The 20,436-nt window shown below is 56.7% G+C and carries 23 protein-coding genes; 12 read left to right on the plus strand and 11 right to left on the minus strand.

All coding sequences use genetic code 11. The features are described 5' to 3' along the window. Positions 1 to 7: 7 nt before the first annotated feature. The 3 genes from hemL to thiD form a co-directional block, all read right to left on the minus strand. Entirely contained in the window at positions 8 to 1,291 is a 1,284-nt protein-coding gene (hemL, locus tag CA948_RS16205; protein ID WP_108728541.1) for a glutamate-1-semialdehyde 2,1-aminomutase, read from the minus strand. Between the two features lie 64 nt (positions 1,292 to 1,355). Further along, the gene (gene thiE / locus CA948_RS16210) at positions 1,356 to 2,024 is read right to left on the minus strand and encodes a thiamine phosphate synthase (RefSeq protein WP_094197749.1); all 669 of its coding nucleotides are present in this window, start codon (positions 2,022 to 2,024) and stop codon (positions 1,356 to 1,358) included. After that, the gene (thiD, locus tag CA948_RS16215; protein WP_108728542.1) at positions 2,017 to 2,826 is read right to left on the minus strand and encodes a bifunctional hydroxymethylpyrimidine kinase/phosphomethylpyrimidine kinase; all 810 of its coding nucleotides are present in this window, start codon (positions 2,824 to 2,826) and stop codon (positions 2,017 to 2,019) included. The genes thiE and thiD overlap by 8 nt, the downstream gene beginning before the upstream one ends. A 140-nt stretch (positions 2,827 to 2,966) precedes the next feature. Between thiD and CA948_RS16220 the strand changes: the two genes are divergently transcribed. The 4 genes from CA948_RS16220 to CA948_RS16235 all read left to right on the plus strand — a co-directional run bounded on the left by CA948_RS16220 (position 2,967) and on the right by CA948_RS16235 (position 4,977). Continuing rightward, positions 2,967 to 3,131, plus strand: coding sequence for a rubredoxin (locus tag CA948_RS16220; protein ID WP_009460582.1), 165 nt, complete (start codon positions 2,967 to 2,969; stop codon positions 3,129 to 3,131). 112 nt (positions 3,132 to 3,243) lie between these two features. Further along, positions 3,244 to 3,765 carry a YqgE/AlgH family protein gene (locus tag CA948_RS16225; protein ID WP_376914154.1) on the plus strand — a complete coding sequence of 174 codons (522 nt, stop codon included), beginning with the start codon at positions 3,244 to 3,246 and terminating at the stop codon, positions 3,763 to 3,765. Between the two features lie 16 nt (positions 3,766 to 3,781). Then, positions 3,782 to 4,189, plus strand: a complete 408-nt coding sequence (gene ruvX / locus CA948_RS16230; protein ID WP_094197746.1) for a Holliday junction resolvase RuvX — start codon at positions 3,782 to 3,784, stop codon at positions 4,187 to 4,189. 23 nt (positions 4,190 to 4,212) lie between these two features. Continuing rightward, complete coding sequence (locus CA948_RS16235) at positions 4,213 to 4,977, plus strand: lysophospholipid acyltransferase family protein (protein ID WP_094197745.1); 765 nt, start codon at positions 4,213 to 4,215, stop codon at positions 4,975 to 4,977. A 5-nt stretch (positions 4,978 to 4,982) separates the two neighbouring features. Here CA948_RS16235 and CA948_RS16240 read toward each other — a convergent pair whose 3' ends face one another. The 8 genes from CA948_RS16240 to mpl form a co-directional block, all read right to left on the minus strand. Continuing rightward, positions 4,983 to 5,819, minus strand: coding sequence for a symmetrical bis(5'-nucleosyl)-tetraphosphatase (locus CA948_RS16240; protein WP_108728543.1), 837 nt, complete (start codon positions 5,817 to 5,819; stop codon positions 4,983 to 4,985). 3 nt (positions 5,820 to 5,822) lie between these two features. Beyond that, positions 5,823 to 6,983, minus strand: coding sequence for an LPS export ABC transporter permease LptG (gene lptG, locus CA948_RS16245; RefSeq protein ID WP_094197743.1), 1,161 nt, complete (start codon positions 6,981 to 6,983; stop codon positions 5,823 to 5,825). Positions 6,984 to 7,036: 53 nt separating this feature from the next. Then, positions 7,037 to 7,807 carry a monofunctional biosynthetic peptidoglycan transglycosylase gene (mtgA, locus tag CA948_RS16250; protein WP_321268741.1) on the minus strand — a complete coding sequence of 257 codons (771 nt, stop codon included), beginning with the start codon at positions 7,805 to 7,807 and terminating at the stop codon, positions 7,037 to 7,039. Continuing rightward, positions 7,758 to 8,609 carry a shikimate dehydrogenase gene (aroE, locus tag CA948_RS16255; RefSeq protein ID WP_094197741.1) on the minus strand — a complete coding sequence of 284 codons (852 nt, stop codon included), beginning with the start codon at positions 8,607 to 8,609 and terminating at the stop codon, positions 7,758 to 7,760. The genes mtgA and aroE overlap by 50 nt, the downstream gene beginning before the upstream one ends. A 106-nt stretch (positions 8,610 to 8,715) precedes the next feature. Beyond that, complete coding sequence (locus CA948_RS16260; RefSeq protein ID WP_108728545.1) at positions 8,716 to 9,585, minus strand: energy transducer TonB; 870 nt, start codon at positions 9,583 to 9,585, stop codon at positions 8,716 to 8,718. Positions 9,586 to 9,590: 5 nt separating this feature from the next. Then, positions 9,591 to 11,480, minus strand: coding sequence for a ribonuclease catalytic domain-containing protein (locus CA948_RS16265; protein ID WP_108728546.1), 1,890 nt, complete (start codon positions 11,478 to 11,480; stop codon positions 9,591 to 9,593). 41 nt (positions 11,481 to 11,521) lie between these two features. Beyond that, positions 11,522 to 12,109, minus strand: a complete 588-nt coding sequence (locus CA948_RS16270; RefSeq protein ID WP_094197738.1) for a YqiA/YcfP family alpha/beta fold hydrolase — start codon at positions 12,107 to 12,109, stop codon at positions 11,522 to 11,524. A 28-nt stretch (positions 12,110 to 12,137) separates the two neighbouring features. After that, on the minus strand, positions 12,138 to 13,502 hold the full coding sequence (mpl, locus tag CA948_RS16275) for a UDP-N-acetylmuramate:L-alanyl-gamma-D-glutamyl-meso-diaminopimelate ligase (protein WP_094197737.1): 1,365 nt from the start codon (positions 13,500 to 13,502) through the stop codon (positions 12,138 to 12,140). 107 nt (positions 13,503 to 13,609) lie between these two features. Between mpl and CA948_RS16280 the strand changes: the two genes are divergently transcribed. The 8 genes from CA948_RS16280 (at position 13,610) to CA948_RS16315 (ending at position 20,404) form a co-directional block, all read left to right on the plus strand. Next, positions 13,610 to 14,107, plus strand: coding sequence for a TlpA family protein disulfide reductase (locus tag CA948_RS16280; RefSeq protein WP_094197736.1), 498 nt, complete (start codon positions 13,610 to 13,612; stop codon positions 14,105 to 14,107). A gap of 161 nt (positions 14,108 to 14,268) precedes the next feature. Then, positions 14,269 to 14,703: a type II 3-dehydroquinate dehydratase gene (gene aroQ / locus CA948_RS16285; RefSeq protein ID WP_094197735.1), complete on the plus strand. Its 435-nt coding sequence runs from the start codon at positions 14,269 to 14,271 to the stop codon at positions 14,701 to 14,703. A gap of 85 nt (positions 14,704 to 14,788) precedes the next feature. After that, a complete protein-coding gene (gene accB / locus CA948_RS16290) occupies positions 14,789 to 15,241 on the plus strand; it encodes an acetyl-CoA carboxylase biotin carboxyl carrier protein (protein ID WP_094197734.1) in 453 nt (150 codons plus the stop codon). A gap of 4 nt (positions 15,242 to 15,245) precedes the next feature. Next, positions 15,246 to 16,595, plus strand: a complete 1,350-nt coding sequence (gene accC, locus CA948_RS16295) for an acetyl-CoA carboxylase biotin carboxylase subunit (RefSeq protein ID WP_094197733.1) — start codon at positions 15,246 to 15,248, stop codon at positions 16,593 to 16,595. Between the two features lie 96 nt (positions 16,596 to 16,691). Continuing rightward, positions 16,692 to 17,612 (plus strand): 50S ribosomal protein L11 methyltransferase, encoded by a 921-nt coding sequence (prmA, locus tag CA948_RS16300; protein WP_094197732.1) that lies wholly within the window; start codon positions 16,692 to 16,694, stop codon positions 17,610 to 17,612. 24 nt (positions 17,613 to 17,636) lie between these two features. Beyond that, on the plus strand, positions 17,637 to 18,905 hold the full coding sequence (locus CA948_RS16305; protein ID WP_108728547.1) for a zinc-ribbon and DUF3426 domain-containing protein: 1,269 nt from the start codon (positions 17,637 to 17,639) through the stop codon (positions 18,903 to 18,905). A gap of 8 nt (positions 18,906 to 18,913) precedes the next feature. Beyond that, the gene (locus CA948_RS16310) at positions 18,914 to 19,855 is read left to right on the plus strand and encodes a carbohydrate kinase family protein (protein WP_108728548.1); all 942 of its coding nucleotides are present in this window, start codon (positions 18,914 to 18,916) and stop codon (positions 19,853 to 19,855) included. 57 nt (positions 19,856 to 19,912) lie between these two features. Then, on the plus strand, positions 19,913 to 20,404 hold the full coding sequence (locus CA948_RS16315) for an outer membrane lipoprotein (RefSeq protein WP_003801873.1): 492 nt from the start codon (positions 19,913 to 19,915) through the stop codon (positions 20,402 to 20,404). Positions 20,405 to 20,436: the final 32 nt, after the last annotated feature.

A 20,436-nucleotide genomic window follows, 5' to 3' on the forward strand; every position in this document is an offset into this window, starting at 1 on the left:
GGCGCGTTTAGTTTTTAAAGTTGGCAAAAACCTCGCGGGCCGCTTGCACGGTTGTGTCGGTAATGTCGGAGGTGTGCTGCACCGACACAAAACCGGCTTCAAAGGCTGACGGTGCAAAGTACACACCCTTATCCAGCATGGCGTGGAAGAACTGCTTGAAGCGTTCGATGTCGCCTGCGGAGACTTCGGCCAGGGAAGTGGGGACGTTCTCGCTGAAGTAGATACCGAACAGGCCGCCCTGGTGGTCGGCGGTGAAGGGGACACCGGCTTCTTGCGCTGCGGCTTTCAGGCCCTGAATCAAGTTGGCGGTGTTGGCGGTCAGGGTGTCGTAGAAGCCGGGTTGAGCCAGTTTCTTCAAGGTGGCCAGACCCGCAGCCACAGCGACAGGGTTACCTGACAGTGTGCCTGCCTGGTAAACGCCACCGACAGGAGCCACGCATTGCATGATATCGCGGCGGCCACCGAACGCACCGACGGGCATGCCGCCACCAATCACCTTGGCCAATGTGGTCAGGTCGGGGCGAATGCCGGTCAGGCCTTGCACGCCTTGGGGGCCAACACGGAAGCCGGTCATGACTTCGTCAAAAATCAGCACGGCGCCGTATTCGGTACACAGCTCGCGTAAACCTTCCAGGAAACCGGGGGCTGGGCGAACCAGGTTCATATTGCCGGCAAAGGGCTCAACGATAATGCAGGCGATTTCGTCGCCCTTTTGTTTGAAGGCGTCGCGTACGGCATCCAGATTGTTGTAGTCCAGTACCAGGGTGTGGGCTACGAATTCGGCCGGTACACCTGCGGAGGTGGGATTGCCAAAGGTCAGCAGGCCGGAACCGGCTTTGACCAGCAGACTGTCAGCATGGCCGTGGTAGCAGCCTTCAAATTTGATGATGGTATTGCGGCCGGTAAAGCCACGTGCCAGGCGGATGGCGCTCATGGTGGCTTCGGTGCCGGAGCTGACCAAACGCACTTGCTCGATGGATGGCAGCATTTGGGTCAGGGTTTCAGCCAGAACGACTTCGCCTTCGGTAGGCGCGCCGTAGGACAGGCCATGAACGGCTGCTTCTTGTACGGCCTTGATGACGTCCGGATCGGAGTGGCCCAAAATGGCCGGGCCCCAGGAACCGACGTAGTCTGTGTATTGCTGGCCGTCTGCATCCCAGATGTAAGGGCCTTGGGCGCGCTCGACAAAGCAAGGTGTACCGCCCACGGAACCGAAGGCACGGACGGGCGAGTTGACGCCGCCGGGGATGACTTTGCAGGCACGTTCAAAAAGTTCGGAGTTACGGGACATGAGGCAAAAATCCAGATGTGAAAAGGTCAAGGCCAGGCTAGATAAATCAGCGCACGAAAGGCGATCAGTCCTGGGCGTGAAAGTAGTCGGTAAAGCGTTGCGCCGTGGCGCGTATATCGCTGGTCTCAAACAGGCTGCTGATAACGGCAACGCTATCGACCCCTGCTTGCAGCAGTTCGGGCATTTTCTCGGGTGTGATGCCGCCAATCGCAACAATGGCAGCACGCCGTCCCTCGTGTTCTTGTTCTTGGCAAAGCAGTCGAGCTTGTCGCAAGGTGTTCAGTTCAGCCGGTGGTGCTTCGGGTTTGACGCTGGACGGGTACATGGCCCCAAAGGCAATGTAGTCTGCATCGTCCGCCAAGGCCTGGCGAGCCAGATCCAGACTGTTGTAGCAGGAGCGTCCCAGCAGGGCTTGCGGCCCCAGTGCCTGACGGGCCTGGGTCAGCTCGCCATCGCTTTTGCCCAGGTGTGCGCCTTGCACGTCAAACTCTTGCGCCCAGCTCCAGTGATCGTTCACCAATAGCGGCAGATCCAAAGACAGGCATAACTTGATCAACTCTTTGAGCTGTTGTTGACGGATTGGTTCCGGGCCATTCTTGCGACGAAATTGCAGCACCTGCAAACCCCCTTCGTGAGCAGCACGTACGGCGTTCAGCAAGCGGGCAGTGTCGTCCCATTCGGGAGTAATGCCGTAGAGACCGGCAGGAAAGCGCAGGGTGGCGGCGTTAGTCATTTTGGGGGGTAACAGGGTTGAACAGGCGGTGGCCCATACCGGGCTGGAAGGTGTCGGTGGCGCGTGCCTGTAGATGCAGCAAGGCTGATTCTACCGCGTTATCCAGCTCGTGACCTTGAGCCAGAAAGCTCAGGCAGGCGGTAGCCAGCAAACTGTCTATGTCTTGCTGACGCAGGCCGCCATCAAGCGGCATGCTGTAGTCCAGACGGCCATGATGTCCCTGGAACCGTGTGTGCCATTGCCCGGCAGCCCCTGGCACGCCTGTCACCAGCACAGCATTGGCACCGTTGTTCAGCAGGGTTTCTACAGCGTCCGGGGTATCGCCCAGTAGCTCGTCGGCTTGCCAGCGCTCCAGGCTTGGGTGGTCGATCAATAATAAGGAGCTCAGAGGCAGGAGCAGGCGTAAACTGGCATCAAGAGCGTCGTCCGCATCCTGCTCGTCCAGTCCGGTGGGCATGGCGCTCAGATGCAGCACCAAAGGCAGCTCGGGATAGTCGGAACAAAGCTCGGCCACCATGCTGGCGATTTCCGGGCTGTAGACGGGGCCACACTTGATGGCCTGAATGTTCATGTCTTCCAGCAAGCAGCGTGCCTGATCGTCGGCAATGTCTTCGGCCAGAGTTTGGATGTTTTCTTGCTGGGCACTGTCGCGTACCAGCAAGGCAGTGGGTACGCTGACGATATGGCAGCCCAGATGGGCGCCATTAATGGCATCGGCAGGCAGGTGGGCGCCACCGCTTGGGTCATAAGGAGCCAGCACGAGCGCCAGGGCAGGACTTGAATTTTTGATTTCAGCAGCCATCTTGTCTTGGATACACCTGCAGGGCCAGCAAGGCTCTGGATGTCACAGGTTGAGTAATTTAGTAATATGAACCCCATTTTAATGGATTGCCCCGATTTGCACGCGGATCGGACTATGTTTACAAATACAGTAGGAATACTATGCGTACGTGGATGTGCCTGATTTGCGGCTGGATTTATGATGAAGAAGCTGGTTTGCCTGAGGAAGGCATTGCACCGGGCACACTCTGGGAAGATGTCCCTCCGAACTGGGTCTGTCCCGAATGCGGCGCTCGTAAGGAAGACTTCGAAATGATCCAAGTGTGATCATCTCAAGTTCCAAGGTGGTTTGTTTTGACGGGAGGTGTGTATGAGTGCCACTAGCCAGTCCCCGCTAATCCAAGAAAGCGCTGACCTAACGCACCACCTGTTACTTGCCATGCCCGGTGTGGTATCGGGCAGCTTGGCCGACACGGTGATTTATGTCTGTGAACATAATGAACAAGGTGCTTTGGGCCTGGTCATTAATCGACCAACGGATCTTAGCCTGGTTGAATTGTTGTCGCGCATTGAAGTGGACGTGGAAAACCGGGCTGATCTGGCCGGGACTTCGGTCTACTTCGGTGGGCCCGTGCAAACGGATCGCGGCTTTGTTCTCCATGACTCCGACAAAACCTATACCTCCAGCCTGGGGGTGGGTGATCTGACCCTGACAACCTCCCGCGATGTGCTGCAGGATGTGGCTCAAGGCCAGGGACCGGTGCATATGCTGGTCACGCTGGGCTATGCCGGTTGGGGCGCCGGTCAGCTGGAAAGCGAGATGGCCGACAATGCCTGGCTGAGCATCAAGGCTACCCATGAAATCTTGTTTTCTACTCCGGTTGGGGAGCGCTACGATCGCGCCCTGGCTTTGCTGGGAATCAGTCCTTTTACCCTGACAGGTGCTGCGGGCCATGCCTGAACATGAAACACCGTCAATGGTCAGCTCGGCGCAAACCTTGCTGGCCTTTGACTATGGCTTGAAAAAAATTGGCGTGGCGCTGGGCAATACCTTGACGCGCCAGGCCCGTCCTTATACGATTTTGCGGCCCGTTACACGGGAACAGCGCTTTGCGGCTATCGAGGCTTTGCTCAAGGAGTGGCAGCCCGATCGCGTCGTGGTAGGTTTGCCTTTGACCCTGGATGGCGGCGAGCAGTATGCTTCGCTGCGGTGTCGGCGTTTTGCCAACCAACTGCACGGTCGCTACGGTGTTGTAGTAGACCTGGTCGATGAGCGGGGCTCCAGCATGGAGGCTCAAGAATTGCTGGGCAATAATGACGATGATGATGCCATGGCAGCTTGCGTGATCCTGCAGCGATATCTGGACAGCCTGCCATCGGCCTGAGCCCTCTATAAGGTTGCAGCCTTTTGATTAGTTTATTTCGTTTTAGTTGGCGCGCTGTCGTTCTGATTGTGTGGGTCGTGGTCGGCTTGTTAAGCGTCGGTCTGCTTTTTCCGGTATTGCGTCCAGGTGGACGTCGCGTCATGGTGCTGCGCATGTCGCGCCTTTTGATGTGTATCTGCGGGGTGCGTGTTATTGCACATGGTCAGGCGGTTCAGGATCGCGCTGTACTGTACGTATCCAACCATGTGTCCTGGCTGGATATCTTCGTCATCAATAGTGTGCGCTGCACGTCTTTTATTGCCAAAAGCGATATTCGACGCTGGCCTGTCATCGGCTGGCTGGTTGCCGGTGCAGGGACCGTGTTTATCGAGCGTGGCCAGCGTCGTGCCATTCAGGTTGTCAGCCAGCAAATGGCAAGCTGCTTTGAGCGTGGCGATGCTGTAGGGCTTTTTCCTGAAGGCACTACCTCCACAGGAATGGATGTCCGGCCTTTCCACGCCAGTTTGTTTGAGGCTGCCATTGCCTTGAATGTCGATATTCAACCGATGGCTTTGTTGTTTGAGCAAGCTGGGCAACGCAGTGAGCGTTTTGCCTTTGTGGGGGAGCAATCCCTGGTAGCTAACATCTGGGTGTTGCTAAGCGCCCGCAAGGTGTCGGTGCATTGCCATTTTCTTGACCTGATCCCAGCCCAGTCCTGTACGGAGTGGGGGCGCTCACAAACGGCACAAAATGCCCGTGAACAGATTCGCGCCGTCGTTTGTCCCGAAGCTGTCACCGTCGAGGCCTGAGAGGCTCAGCCCGGTTTTTTGCTTTCCGGGCAGTGAATCTGAACCAGGTGTCGGTCTTGCAGACGCACAGCGCTAAGCTGACGACCCCAGACGCAGCCGGTATCCAGACTGATCACCGTAGGCGTGTTCAGCAAGCCCAGCGTAGACCAATGACCAAAAATAATAGGCACCTGGGCACAGGCGCGATTTGGCAATTCAAACCACGCCAACAAACCCGATTCGGCATCCGGTGCCCCTTTGTGCTTGAAGTCCATGCGACCATTCACATCACACATACGCATGCGCGTTAGGGTGCTGACAAGGGCACGCAGGCGGTCATAGCCTTGCAGTCCGGCATCCCAACGATCCGGGTTGTTGCCGAACAATTCGATAATTTTGTCTTGCCAGTCATCCGCACGCAGCAGTGCCTCCAGCTCGTGGGCGTATTCCAGCGTTTGTAGTGGGCTCCAGTCGGGATGCACGCCAGCATGCACCATCAAATGACCATGTTCGTAGTGGGCGAGCGGCTGGTGTCGTAACCAGTCCAGCAGTTCTGCTGCGTCAGGGGCAGCCAGCAATGGCTGCAAGGTGTCTTGTTTACCGGATTTGCGCACTCCGGCCGCTACGGCCAGACAGTGGATGTCGTGGTTACCCAGCACGCAGACGGCGCGATCCCCCAGGGAGCGAATCAGGCGCAGCGCACCGAGCGAGTCCGGGCCACGGTTGACCAGGTCGCCTGCGAACCAGAACTTGGCCTGGTTATCGGCTGCGACATCAGGGTGGCTGAGCAAGCTGTCCAGGGGGCGGCAGCAGCCTTGAATATCACCAATCGCCCAGATGGCAGGGGAAGTAGCTAAGGACATGATTTAGTTAGTCGTACTGGAGTTTCGGCGACGCCGATTGTGCCGGTTTTCCATCATGATAAGGGCACTCAAGGCCATGGCCATGGCAATCAGGTTTGGAACCAGTGCGGTGACCCACGGCGCCAGGTTACTGAGCATGGCTACGTTCAAGGCCAACTGGTTGATCATGAAAAAGCCTACGCCCAGCAAGATGCCTGTAAAGACTTTTGTTCCTACACCGCCGTGGCGGGTCTGCATAAAGCCGATAGGTGCGGCAATGGTAATCATGACCAGCAAGGTGAAGGGGTAGGCAACTTTGCGCCACAAGGCGACAACCTGGCGTTTGGTTTGCAGCTTGTTCGCATCCAGATAGCCAATGTAATCCTTCAAATCCAGAATGGACATGCGTTCGGGTGTGACCACTCGGGCAATCAGACGATCAGGTGTCAGTGTGGTGGTCAGTGACAGGTCTGGACGTTTTTCTATGCGAACCAGAGGCTGGTCCGGCGCCTTGTCTTGGGCCAAGGCCTCGTGGGATTGTTCGCTGACGTAGGTTTCGGTCACGTCCTGCAAGTCCAGCTGGTTTTTGTGGAATTGACCCGTTGGCGCTTGTGTCATTGAGCTCAGGCGTTGTCCGTCCGAGAAGTCAAACACGCTGACATCGCTGACTTTGCCATCGCCTTGCAGATTGGCAATATTGATGATGCGCACCCCACCACTATCGTTGCTTTCCTTGAACCAGTAGCCGCTGTCCAGGCGCCCGCCACCAGAGCGGCCCAGTAAGGCCATGCCTTGCTCGCTGGATTTGATCTCGGCCATAGGGGTGACGTACTCGGACAGGACAAAAGCACCGGCCACCAAGGGCAAGGTAATGGTCCAGAGCATCAGCATCATATGCAGGCCGCTGACGCCTGAGGCGCGCAAAATCACGAGCTCATTGCGTTGTGCCAGGCTGGCCAGGGCCAGGGTGGCACCAATCAGCAGGCCGATGGGGAGCAGATCGTACAAACGGGTGGGTAGCTCCAGGGCCTGGATGTAAAAAAGATTCATCAGGGTGAATTTGGAGCCTACGTTGTCCAGCTCTTCGATCAGGGCAAAAAAGCTGAACAGGCCAAGCAAGGCAATCAGCACCACAGCGCTGGAGCGATAGATTTCGGAAGCGAGATAGCGGCGAGCGGTGCGCATGAAAATAGGGCCCAGGAAAGACGTGGCTAGCTTAACAAAAATGCAGATTGCAGTCAGGGAATAGCGACTTGTCGCATACGTTGACTGATGGTGCGTGTGCGCGATTGTAAGTAGGAGCTGTTACGGTTTTTGTCATAGTAGGCCGGATTGGGCAACATGCTTGCCAGACGGGCCGATTGCATGGCACTGAGTTTGGCCGCATCGACTTTGAAGTAGTGGCGTGCTGCCGCCTGGGCACCAAATACACCTTCTCCCCATTGAGCCACGTTCAGGTACAGCTCCAGGATACGCTCCTTGCTCATGACGGTTTCAATCATATAGGTCAAAATCAGTTCCTGACCTTTGCGCAAATAGCTTCGGGACTCTGACAGAAACAGATTCTTGGCCAATTGTTGGGAAATGGTAGAGCCGCCGCGACGGCGGGCAGAGCCTTTTTCTGACTGGCGGCGGTTGTATTCCCATGCTTGACGAATGGCATCCCATTCGACACCGGAGTGGTTCAGGAAGTTTGAGTCTTCGGAGGCAATCACGGCACGTTTCAAGTTGACGCTGATCCTGTCGTAGGGGACCCACTGGTAGTGCAGTTCGGCGTCTGCATTGGCGCTGCGTAACTGGCCCTGTTCTGCCGCCATGAAGGTTGTCATGCGTGGTGGCATCACGCTGTACCAGAGCACCATTACAAACAGGGCGATCTGATAGATCAGGACACCGGCAGCCACAGCCAAGGCGGCTAGGCCCGCCAGTTTCCAGGGGTGGACCAGTAGGCGACGCACGTCAGACTTGCCCGATTTCCTGGCGCAGCTTGGCCAGTACAGGTTCGACATCGGCCTTCACACCGTGCCAGATTTGAAAGCTGGCGGCCGCTTGGCCGACCAGCATGCCCAGGCCATCTATGCTCTGTGTGGCACCGGCTTGCTCGGCGGCGCGCATGAAAGCGGTGGGCTCACTGGCGTAGAACATATCGTAGGCCAGGGAATTGCTGCGGTAACGCGCGTTGGGCAGTTCGGGCAGATTTTGGTTCAGGCTGGCCGAGGTGGCATTGATCACAATATCCCAGTCGCCACAATGGTCATCCAGACCGCCTGCGCTCAGGCGGCGGGAGGCATCTGGGTCTAGCGCGACGACCTGTTCACGAATGTCGTAGGCTTTGGCACTGGTGCGATTGATGATGTGCAGCATCTCGCAACCGGCCTCCAGCAAAGGGAACACCACCCCACGTGAAGCACCCCCTGCACCGATCAGCAAGATACGTTTGCCTTCCGGCTTGTGGCCGATACGCAGCAGGTCCGAGCACAGGCCCACGCCATCGGTATTGCATCCATGTAGTTGGCCGTCTTCCAGCCACAAGGTATTGACGGCTCCGGCCATGCGGGCCCGACGACTCAGACGTGGGCCGACCAGATCATAAGCCTGCTCTTTGAAAGGCAGAGTGACGTTCAGGCCGCTGCCGTTCTTGAAAAACTCCTCCACGGTGGCGGCAAAGCCATCCAGCGGCGCCAGGATACGCTCGTAGCTCAGGGCCAGGTTGAATTGGCTGGCAAACTGCGTATGAATGTGTGGGGAGCGGCTGTGCTCGATAGGGTGGCCAATAACGCCGTAGCGCTTGGCGGGGGTCGTGTCGGGCATGGTTAGGCGATGCGTGTCTTGTTGTGAGGACTCAGCACTCAGGCTGAAAGCAGGTATTTTACCCTAGGGGCTGCTCTTGCTTGGGCTTGCTGTGGACAATACGCTCTTACTGCGTACCCCCGCCTTGCATACTGAGTTTGTCATGCGTAAAGCTCCAACTGCGGGTAATGACGAGTACATCCGCGCCGGGGGCCACGTGCTCAGGTAGGGGGGCGAAGGGGGCGGCCAGCTCAACAATACGTCGTGCAGCCAGATTCAGGGCGGCCTGGTCCGAGGGTTCAGTAATCTGGGCGCGCAGCAAGCTGCCATCGCGTCGGATGTAAACCGTCATTTGCAACTGACCGTATAGCTGTTTGCCATCCTGTTTCGGGTAGTGACGCGTGCCGGTTTGCTCAATTTTTTGACGCCACTGGTCTAGATACTGGGCCTGCTCGCTGGCTTTGGCGCTGGGGCCTACATAGTGATAGCGTGGTTGGCGTTGCTGTTCACGGATTTGCTCGCGCAAAATAGCTAGCTGGCTATTTTGAATGTGCGGGTCCAGATCATGGTCGTCCGGGCCGGGCTCAATGGAAGCTCCAATATATTCAGGGTTGGGTGTGGAAGGCGGGGCTTTGTCCCGGCTTTCCAGCTCACCGAGCAGGCGCTGCTGTTCAGCTTCCAGGCTTTGCTGGCGGGCACGCAAGGCTTCCAGCACCAACTGATTGGGTAGATTAGGATCCGTCAGTGGCAAAGGGTTGCTGGCCTGTCCTTGCTGATGCTCTCCACCTCCATCCAGATTCAGTTGCGCCAAGAGTTGCGGGCTTAAGGGCACCGAATCGGTACTGAAATTGACCAGTGCTACATCCAGATGATTGGCCGGCGCTGGTGAGGGAGGGCGGCTGGGCCAGAAGATCAGCAAAAGGTGAATCAGTGCTGAAAGGGCGACCGCCAGCCATAGATAATCTTTGGGCGCGTGGCGGCGGTCGGGTTTGACCATGGTCGTCAGTCCGCCGTGGCGACCGAGCGCAAGCGGGCTTCTACCGTCAAAGCCAGTTCGTCGAAAGACAACAGATCCAGCGTGACTTCCTGGCCACGTTCCAGCGTGGGCAGGCCAGGTACGTGAAGCACGAGTGGCGCATTGGTCAGGCGCACCAGATCTTCCTTGATGAAGCTGGCCTGGACCTGTTTGATGTCGTTTTGTTGCAGCCAGCGCAGGCACCAGAAGCGCTCCAGAGAGGACTGGTAGTCCGACCACTGGGTGTATTGCGATTCAAAGGCCCCAATGATGGCGTACAAATCCGCATCTTTGGGCTGAAAGGGGGCCGCCAGACGTGCAGAGATCCCGTGCTCGGCAGCCGCCAGAATCTGGCCCTGGTTGATCAGGTCCACATAACGGCGCAGGGGCGAGGTGGACCAGATGTATTGCGGCACACCAATGGATTCGTGCGGGCCGGGCGTGGTGGACATGCGGGTACGCATGAACTGCTGGGAGCGATAGATGCCAGGTACATTGTGCTCGGCCAGCAAGCCGCCCCACAACTGATTGGCCAGAATCATGTATTCAGCAATCAACAGGCTTAGCGGCGCATTGCGCACACGAGGCACCAGGCGAATGATGGAGTTGGGATCGTCGTGCGGGCCATCCAGCTCGAAGCTGTACTCGACCCGGTTATTGTTTTCTGGCTTGCCCCTTACCGCTTCACGCTGAGCCGATAATTGGCGTGAGAAGTTCCACAGGGGGCGCAGCCATTGTTCGTAAGGCAGCTCGGCGTTTTCGTCGGCCAGGGCTGCTTCGCTGATCAGTGGGTCCAGTTCATGCTGACGCAAGTTGCCCGCCACAGTAATGCGTTCCAGACGGGTTTGATGTGACAGGATTTCGCCGGTGCTGATATCCGCATCTACATACAGCGAAAGGGTAGGGCGAGTTTGGCCTTGATCCAGCGAGAAACGCGCGATCAGTTCGGGCGGCAGCATGGGAATCTTATGGCCTGGCGTGTACACCGTAGCCATGCGATTGCGGGCAATTTGGTCGATCTCGTTGCCGCGTGTCATGGCCAGTGAAGGCACAGCGATGTGAACCCCGACACGCAGGCGCCCCGGTTCTGGATGCTGGACGGACAGGGCATCGTCAATTTCAATCGTATTGGCGTCGTCCACTGAATAAGCGGTGACATTGGCCTCGGGCAGATCCTGTCCCCAGTCTTGTAGGGAAATATGGGGAAAGCCCGTGCCTTTGGGGAAATGCGCGGCCAGAAAGCGATGTTGATGCAAGGTCAGCGGATTGGACCAGGCACCCAGCGATAGCAGCAGCTTTTCCGTGCTGACACCCAATTCTTTCTGGGCCTGGTCAAAGGCTTTCCATTCCAGTGTGTTCTTGTCTGGCTGAGTCAGGAAGGTGCTTGCCTTCTGAGCGATTTCAGGCGGCAGTTCGCCCTTGATCATCTGTTCGGCCCAGGTCTGGATTTGCTCTTGCTGCAGGCGCTTTTTCTCAATGGCAGCCAGGGCAGCTTGCAAAATTTCCGGAGGGGCGGGGCGATACAGTCCCTTGCCACGACGGTGGAAGTAGGCGGGCGCACTATGCAAGGCAAAGAGGGTGCCGGTCTTTTCGATAGCGTTGGGTGCGTGGCCAAAATATTCCTGTGCCAGCGTGGAGGCCTCAAATTCGTCCTGAGGGGCGCATTCCCACAAAAAGTTGATATCCAGGGATTCGGCCAGTGCCTGGGCTTTTTCCAGCAGTTCTGCCGGGCCGGGCTGCTCGAAGGTAAATAGAACGCTGTTTTTCTTGATTTTGCTGCGTTTGCCAGACGCGGATTCCACCTGCATGGTGGTATCGCTGTCAGAAAAGATTTTTTCTGCTTTGAAATTACCGCTGTCTTCAAAAAGGACGTACATGATTTTCCATCTGGATGGGACTGGCCATCCGGTAAAGATAGTTAAGGTTGTGGCAGGGCAAAGCGCAAAATTTCGTCGATCCAAGGATCAAAGTCGGTCAGGCCGTGATCTCCGCCCTCCAGAATGTGTCCTTGGCTGCCTTTGTACCAGTCCGCCATTTCGCGCCAGCTCAGGACTTCATCTCCTTTGGCGGCCAGCAAGTAAAAGCGCTGGGGATCGCTGGGGCGCGGTACGTGAATGTCGTTAAGCTCATCTACATGGTCGGGCAGGAAATGGAAGGGATCGGGCGAGTGATAGCAGACGTGTTCGCCCACTTGGGTTGCCAGATCCCGTCCTGCGTAGACCACCGGGTTAAGCAGCACGGCGCGGCTGTGATAGTGCTGTGCCAGGTGGCTGGCATAGTAACCGCCCAGCGAGGAGCCGATTACACATAATTGATCGGCGTCCATGCCCGCCTGCATTTGTGTGTCCACAATACGCTTGCACATGGCAATGGCCTGGGCCGGGCTGGCGGGCAACTGCGGGCAGCGCCACAGGTGCAGCAAGCCCCTGTCTTGCAGGGCTTGTTTCAGGCGCTGCGCTTTATAGGACGAAGGCGAGGAACGAAAGCCGTGTAGATAGAGGATCATGGGGGCACCTGCTATATAGATAAGAGGGTCAGCGTGACAGTTGATCCAGCAGACGCTGATGAATGCCACCAAAGCTGCCGTTACTCATGACGACAATGGCATCGCCGGGCTGGCTGGCCTGAACAATGGCTTGAACCATTTTATCCAAATCAGTCCACGCTGTGGCGCGATCGCCTAATGGCGCCAGTACCTGGGCTGCGTCCCAGCCCAGTGCGTGTTTGCCCTGGGTCTGGCCATAGCAAAACACCAGGTCGGCATCTTCCAGTGAACCGGGCAGGCGAGCCGCCATGGCACCCAGCTTCATGGTGTTGGAGCGTGGCTCCAGTACGGCCAGAATTCGGGAGGCCTTGCCGGTTTGGCCACGCAGACCCGCCAGGGTGGTGGCAATGGCAGTGGGGTGGTGGGCAAAATCGTCGTAGACGGTAATGTCCTTGACCACGCCACGTACTTCCATGCGGCGCTTGATACCGGCGAACTGGCTCAGCGCAGCGCAAGCTTGTGCGGGCTTGACGCCAACATGGTAGGCAGCGGCGATAGCGGCCAGGGCGTTCAGACGATTGTGTTCGCCCGTCAGTGTCCACTGGACGGTGCCCTGAGTCTGGCCTTTGAAAATCACTTCAAACGAGGTGGGGCTGATTGCTCGACTGTCCCAGTCGCCTTCGGGGCCAAACTGTTCGACCGGCGTCCAGCAACCTCGGGCCAGGGTTTCGTCCAGACTTGGGGTGTGGGTGGGGCGCAGAATCAGCCCGGTGGAGGGGATGGTGCGTACCAGATGGTGAAATTGTGTCTGGATAGCGTACAGATCAGGGAAGATATCAGCGTGATCGTATTCCAGATTGTTCAGAATGGCTGTGCGGGGGCGGTAGTGAACAAATTTGGAGCGTTTGTCGAAAAAAGCGGTGTCGTATTCGTCGGCCTCGATCACAAACAAGGATTGCTCAGGATTGAAACGGGCCGACACGCCCAGGCCTGGAGCCACACCACCGATCAGAAAGTTGGGGGACAGCTCGGCCTGTTCCAGAATCCAGCCCAGCATGGAGCTGGTGGAGGTTTTGCCGTGCGTGCCGGCCACGGCCAGAACGTGTTGCTTGTGCAGGATGTTCTCGCCCAGCCACTGCGGGCCGGAGGTGTAGGGCAGGCCCTGATCCAGAATGGCTTCCATCAGAGGATTGCCGCGCGTGACCACATTGCCCACTATATAGAGATCAGGGGCCAACTCGGTCTGTTCTGCGCCAAAGCCTTCGATGAGCTCGATGCCTTGTTCTTCCAGTTGCGTGCTCATGGGGGGGTAGACCCCGGCGTCGCAACCTGTGACTGTATGGCCAGCCGAACGGGCAATCAGGGCCAGACCACCCATGAATGTGCCGCAAATGCCTAGTATATGTATGTGCATGACAATCCTCCGGCCTGTATTCTAGACGACTGTTTGATCTGATGCGTGAGCTTTGGTGAGGGCCGGTGCTATCATGCCCGGATGACATTTTTCAGGTGTGAGCCGGTATGCGTAGGCGTCTTTTTTTGCAGAAATCGCTAGTGTGTGCAAGTCTTTTAGCCTTGCATCCCGCTCCTTGGGCCAGTTTGCTGCCTTCAGACCCTTTCCTGGCGCAAAGTTTCAAGGACCTTCAGGGCGAAGATCACGCGCTCTCTACTTATATAGGCAAGCCACTGGTGGTCAACTTCTGGGCTACCTGGTGCGCACCGTGCGTCAAGGAGATGCCGGATCTGCAGGAGCTGCACAAACGCTATCCGGATGTGAACTTTGTGGGCATTGCGGTGGACTCGCTGGATAACGTAACGGAGTTTCTGCAGCGCGTGCCGGTCAGCTACGACATTTTGCTGGCTGGCTCGGGTGGTTTGAAACAAATGCGCAGCGTGGGTAATAAAAAGGGTGGATTGCCCTTTACCGTGGTGTTCGGCAGCAATGGCCGGATCAGTGAACGCATTTTGGGCCAGATAGATCCCGAAAAGTTGGACGAAGTTATTAAAGCTCAACGCTAACTGGCCGACTTTTTCGCTTAATTTCGTCAAATTGCAGACCTGGTGCTTCTCTGTTTAAAACGGCATTGAACCAATGCTAACTATTTGTAAGCCAAGCAGGTTTATGGACAAATGACGTTATTTAGCGTAAAAAGGCGGTCTGTCTTGACGAAAAATCCGCTATGGCGAAACATGTCCTGGTCCTTAACGGGCCTAACCTCAACCTGCTGGGTACCCGGGAACCCGATGTCTATGGACATCAGACTCTCGACGATATCAATAGCGGTTTACAGGTGCTGGCCGACCAGCATGGTGCGCAGTGTCATTTTTTTCAAAGCAATCACGAAGGCGGGCTCGTTGATCGAATTCATCAAGCCCGTACCGAGGGCGTCGATTTCATCCTGATCAATGCTGGGGCCTATACCCATACCAGCGTAGCGATACGGGATGCACTTGCCGGTGTCGGTATTGCGTTTATTGAAGTTCATCTGTCCAATGTTCACCGTCGTGAGCCGTTCCGTCACCACTCCTATCTCTCTGACATCGCTAGCGGTGTCATTGTTGGTTTGGGGGCGTATGGTTATGAAGCCGCCCTGCGGTTCGCTTTGAATAGTTAAGCGGTTCATTTCGTTTTTTTGACCAATATTTTTTAATGCCGTCCTGACCCAGTCAGTGGCTAGTGCGGCGTTGCGGGAAGTACGCATGGATCTTAGAAAACTCAAAACCCTGATCGATCTGGTCGCCGAGTCTGGCATTGCCGAGCTGGAAATCACTGAAGGCGATGACAAGGTTCGCATTGTTAAATTTTCGCAAAGCTCGGCTGCTCCCGTGGTCTATGCACCCGAGGCTCCGGTAGCCCAGGTGGTAGCCCCTGCCGCTGGCGCTCCTGCCGCCGCTCCCGCTGCACCCGCCGCTCCTGAAGGCCACGCCGTCAAGGCTCCTATGGTTGGCACCTTCTACCGTGCTCCTAGCCCAGGCGCTTCTCCTTTTGTGGAAGTGGGCCAAACGGTCAAGGAAGGCGAGCCTTTGTGCATTATCGAAGCCATGAAGCTGCTCAACGAGATCGAAGCCGACAAGTCCGGCGTGATCAAAGAAATTCTGGTTGAAAATGGCGGGCCGGTGGAATACGGCCAGACTTTGTTCGTCATCGGTTGATGATATGTTTGAAAAAATCCTAATCGCCAATCGGGGCGAAATTGCCTTGCGTATCCAGCGCGCTTGCCGCGAGATGGGTATCAAGACAGTCGTCGTTTATTCTGAAGCAGATCGTGATGCCAAGTACGTGCGGCTGGCTGATGAGGCCGTGTGTATTGGCCCCGCCCAGGCTCGTGACAGCTACCTGAGCATGCCTGCCATTATCTCGGCAGCAGAAGTGACCGATGCGGAGGCCATTCACCCTGGCTACGGCTTCATGGCTGAAAACGCGGACTTCGCTGATCGTGTTGAAAAGAGCGGTTTTGTCTTTATTGGCCCACGTCCCGAGAGCATCCGTACGATGGGCGATAAGGTCATGGCCAAAAAGGCCATGATCGAGGCCGGTGTGCCTGTGGTTCCCGGTTCGGATGGCGCCTTGCCGGACGACCCGGCTGAAATCATTCGCATCGGGCGTGAAGTAGGCTACCCAGTCATCATTAAAGCCTCTGGCGGTGGTGGTGGCCGTGGCATGCGCGTGGTCTACACCGAAGCGGCTTTGCTGACTGCGGTTGCCACGACCAAGACTGAAGCGGCTTCGGCGTTCAACAATCCCGAGGTCTACATGGAAAAGTACCTCGAGAATCCACGCCATATCGAAATTCAGGTATTGGCTGACGGTGAACGCAATGCTATTTGGCTGGGCGAGCGCGATTGCTCCATGCAGCGTCGTCACCAGAAAGTGATTGAAGAAGCACCGGCCCCTGGTATTGCCCGTCGCCTGATCGAGCGTATTGGCGAGCGCTGTGCTGATGCCTGCCGCAAGATGCGTTACCGCGGCGCAGGTACCTTCGAGTTTCTGTACGAAAACGGCGAGTTCTTCTTTATTGAGATGAACACCCGTATTCAGGTTGAGCACACCATCACTGAAATGATCACCGGCATTGATCTGGTTCAAGAGCAGATCAAAGTGGCTGCGGGCGAGAAGTTCGTGCTGCGCCAGCGTGACATTGAGTTTGAAGGTCACTCGATCGAGTGCCGTATCAACGCAGAAGATCCGTTCAATTTCGTACCCAGCCCAGGTTTGGTCAGCAAGTGGCACACCCCTGGCGGCCCTGGCGTGCGTATCGACTCGCATGTCTTTACCGGTTATACCGTGCCCCCGTACTACGATTCGATGATTGCCAAGCTGATTACCTATGGTAAAACGCGTGAGCAAGCCATCGCCCGTATGGACATTGCCTTGTCTGAAATGGTGGTGGAAGGGATCAAGACGAATGTGGAGCTGCACCGGGAGTTGATGCAGGATGCCAGCTTCAAGGCTGGCGGCACCAGTATTCACTACCTGGAACAAAAGCTGGCCCAACGTAACAAGTAAGGGCAGCAACAGGTCAGGCCACAGGCCTGACCTGATAAGAATAATGATTACGTAAAACAGGGGCGAGCCCCCTGTTTTGCTTTATGGAAACTATGTATGCGTGAACTCTTACTGAGCTGTCAGGAACACGAGGCCGAGCGCTTGTCCGATGCCTTGCTTGAAGCAGGCGCCTTGTCGGTGTCGGTGGAAGATGCCGACGGTGATACCGACCAGGAAAAGCCCCTGTTTGGCGAACCCGGTATCGAGCCGGATGTGCTGGCCTGGGACCGCAATCGGGTCGTCGCTTTGCTGCCCGAGGAGCTGGAGCCTGAAGAGTTGCTACAACCGCTTTTTGACGCCGGTGTACTGGAGCCTGAAAAGGCTCAATGGAGCGTGCGCGAAGTGCCCGATGAGGATTGGGTACGTTTGACGCAGTCGCAGTTTGGCCCCATCCCGGTGGGCGATCGTATCCTGATCGTGCCTAGCTGGCACAAGGATGACGAGGATCTGCCCGTCGCCCAGGAAGGTGATGATGGCTTGGTTCGTATTGAACTGGATCCTGGCCTGGCGTTTGGTACCGGTAGCCACCCCACGACGCACCTGTGTCTGGATTGGTTGGCCCATCATGTGCGGTCTGGCCAGACAGTGCTGGACTACGGTTGCGGCTCCGGCATTTTGGCGATTGCGGCTCGCAAGCTGGGCGCCGGCCATACTGTGGGTGTGGACATTGACGAGCAGGCCGTGATTGCCACGCGCTACAATGCGCAAGTCAATCAGGTCGAGGTTGAAGGCTTGCTGCCCGATGCCATGCCCGCCGGGCAAACCGATCTGGTGGTCGCCAATATTCTGGCCAATCCCCTGCGTATGCTGGCCCCTATGCTGGCCAACCGTGTCAAACCGGGAGGGCACTTGATTCTGTCCGGCATTTACGATTGGCAGGCCGAGGAAATGATCGAGGTCTATTCCGCCTACCTACCCTTGTCGGTCTGGCAAGAGCGTGATGGCTGGGTGTGTTTGGCTGGTCAACGCCCCTTGTAAGACGGTAGAACCTAAGGTGAGTTCATGGAGCTAAAGACTCGCTGCCCCCGTTGCGGGACATCGTTTGCAGCCAGTGTAGAAACGCTGCAGCGCCGCCGAGGCTATATACGCTGTATTCAATGTGCGCATATCTTCGATGGCTTTGAAGAGGTCATTGATGATCAAGCTCCTGAGCCTTCTTATCGTTCCCCGCTTGTACCGGTTCAGACCGAGCCGCGTCTGGGGCCTGAACCATTGGCCTCACACCGGCAAGAGCAGGTGCAGACAGTGGACTTGCAAAGCCCTATTCCAGGGCCGCGTTTTGTAGAGCATTCTCGTCACGCACCACCGCGTGATGAAGGCACTGCGCACGACTCCTTGCAGGTACGCAAATTTCCCGACTCCATTCTGGCACAGGCGCCGCTTACGCCGGCAGCGTCTTCTGTTAATGCTGCGGAGCCTTTTGTGCGGCTGGCAGAACCGTCTGTTGAGTCTATAGAGCCCTCTTTGCGGCCGTCAGAACCTTCTGTCATCCGCGCCCGCTCTCGAGCCGAGCCTGTAACCAGGGGGGATCAAGACGCTGCTTTTTTTGTATCGGCCGGCACCGCCGCTGAACCAGAGGGTGGACACCATATTGGCCAGGCTCCCTGGTCGGCTGCCGAGCCCCAATTCAGTGTGGGGGATCGTGCCAGTGCTTTGCGTGCGTCTTTCCCCTCACGGCAGGCTGACGGCACCCACGATGATGATGGGGACCACGTCCAGCAAGGTTGGGTGATTGATCCCAACCCCGCCTTGCAACGCGAGACGCGTTACGAGGGTGAGGCCAGTTTTGGCCAGCGTGTGGGTTCGCTGATCTGGACCAGCTTGTGTGTCCTTGGCATTGTCGTGTTCGTATTGCAGCTGATGTACGTGTATCGCGTGCAGATTGTCAGCCAGATACCGATGCTGCGGCCCGTGTTTGAGCGTACTTGCCAGACCTTGTCGTGCAAGGTGCCCTACGAGCGCCGTCTGGACCAGATCCGTGTACAGGCTTCGGCTTTGCATAAAGCGCCGAATCAGCCAGGGCAATCTACGTTGGGTTTTACGCTGCGCAACGAGTTTGAGCGGCCCCAGGAGTGGCCGACACTGGTTCTGGACTTGAAAGATTTTTCCGGAGCCTTGATCGCCCGGCGCAATATCGCGCCCGATCAGTATCTGGCTCCCGAGCGACGCGAGCCCGCGTTTGCAGCGCGCAGTGAAATTATGGTGCGTCTGCCTTTGAATACCGGGCCGCTCCAGGTTAATGGCTACCAGATTAGCCCTTTTTTTCCATAAGGTAATTTATGACCGAGCGAGTGCTGGTATGTGGTTCGATCGCGTTTGATACGATCGCGGTTTTCGAGGGGTACTTCAAAGATCACATCTTGCCCGATAGCATCAAAACCCTGAGTGTGTCCTTTTTTGTGCCCAGTTTGCGTAAAGAGTGGGGTGGCTGTGCTGGCAACATGGCCTACACATTAAATATGTTGGGTGGCCGTCCTGTGCCCGTGGGGGCGGTAGGTAGTGATGGTGTGGATTATGTGCAGCGTCTGCAGAATCTGGGTATTGATACCAGCATGGTGCGCGTGATGCCTGATATGTTCACCCCTCAGTGCTTTATCACTACAGACTTGGCTGCCAGCCAGATTACCTCTTTCCACCCGGGTGCCATGATCAGTTCGGCCCAAATTGATCTGTCCGGTCAAGAAGCGGCGTGGGGCATTGTGGCTCCGGACTCCAAAGATGGTATGTTTGCGCATGCTCGTCGCCTGAACGCACAAGGCACGCCGTTCATTTTCGACTTGGGCCAAGCCATGCCTTTGTTTACGGGCGAAGATCTGCTGGAAATGTTGGAACTGTGTCAAGTTCTTACGGCGAACGAATATGAAGCCGAAGTCATTGAGCAACGTACCGCCAAGAGCATGGCCGAGATCGCACAGGGTTTGCAGGCCGCTATTGTGACGCGTGGGGAGTATGGAAGCACGCTTTACCACAACGGGCAGGCTTATGACATTGCCCCTGTGCCAGTGGACCATGTGGTTGATCCTACCGGCTGTGGCGATGCCCATCGCGCAGGTTTGTTATATGGACTTACAAAAGGTTGGAGCTGGCAGGAGGCTTGCTGCTTGGGCAACTTGATGGGCAGTATTAAAATCCAGGTCGATGGCCCGCAAAATCATGAATTTAAACGGTCAGATATCTCGGCCATGCTAAAACAGCACTATGGGATTGAGCGCAGTCTGTAAGATTGCGTTCTACCATTTTTTATGGTTCGGCCAGCTACGTTTTTTGGAGTAAACCGTATGTACGTCTCTTTTTTTGATCGACCCAAAGTGCGTCTGCTGGTAGTGGCAAGCTTGGCGGCCCCGGTGTTTTTGTTGGCCGGTTGTGCCAATAAATCAGCATCCAGCTCGGTGTACAGCTACGGTCAGGCTCAGCGAGAGCAAATCGTGCGTTTGGGTACCGTTGTTTCGGTACGCGCTGTCACTATTCAGGAAGATCAGAACTCCGGCGTGGGCACCGTCGGTGGCGCGGCCTTGGGTGGAGTGGCCGCCAGCAGCATTGGTGGTGGCCGTGGCAGCATCCTGGCAAGTATTGGTGGTGCTATTTTGGGTGGTCTGGTTGGTAATGCGGTTGAAAACCGCATGGGCAAGACCCAGGGGCTGGAGATCACGGTGCAACTGGATAATGGCGAAACCCGTGTGGTGGCTCAGGAAGCCGACGTTCCTCTGTCCGTAGGTCAGCGTGTCCGTATGCTTAGCGGTAACGGCCCAACTCGTGTGGTGCCGATGTAATCAAGGCCTCAGGGCTTTGCGCACACAAAACC

The organism is Alcaligenes aquatilis (assembly GCF_003076515.1).
Classification (GTDB): domain Bacteria; phylum Pseudomonadota; class Gammaproteobacteria; order Burkholderiales; family Burkholderiaceae_B; genus Alcaligenes; species Alcaligenes aquatilis.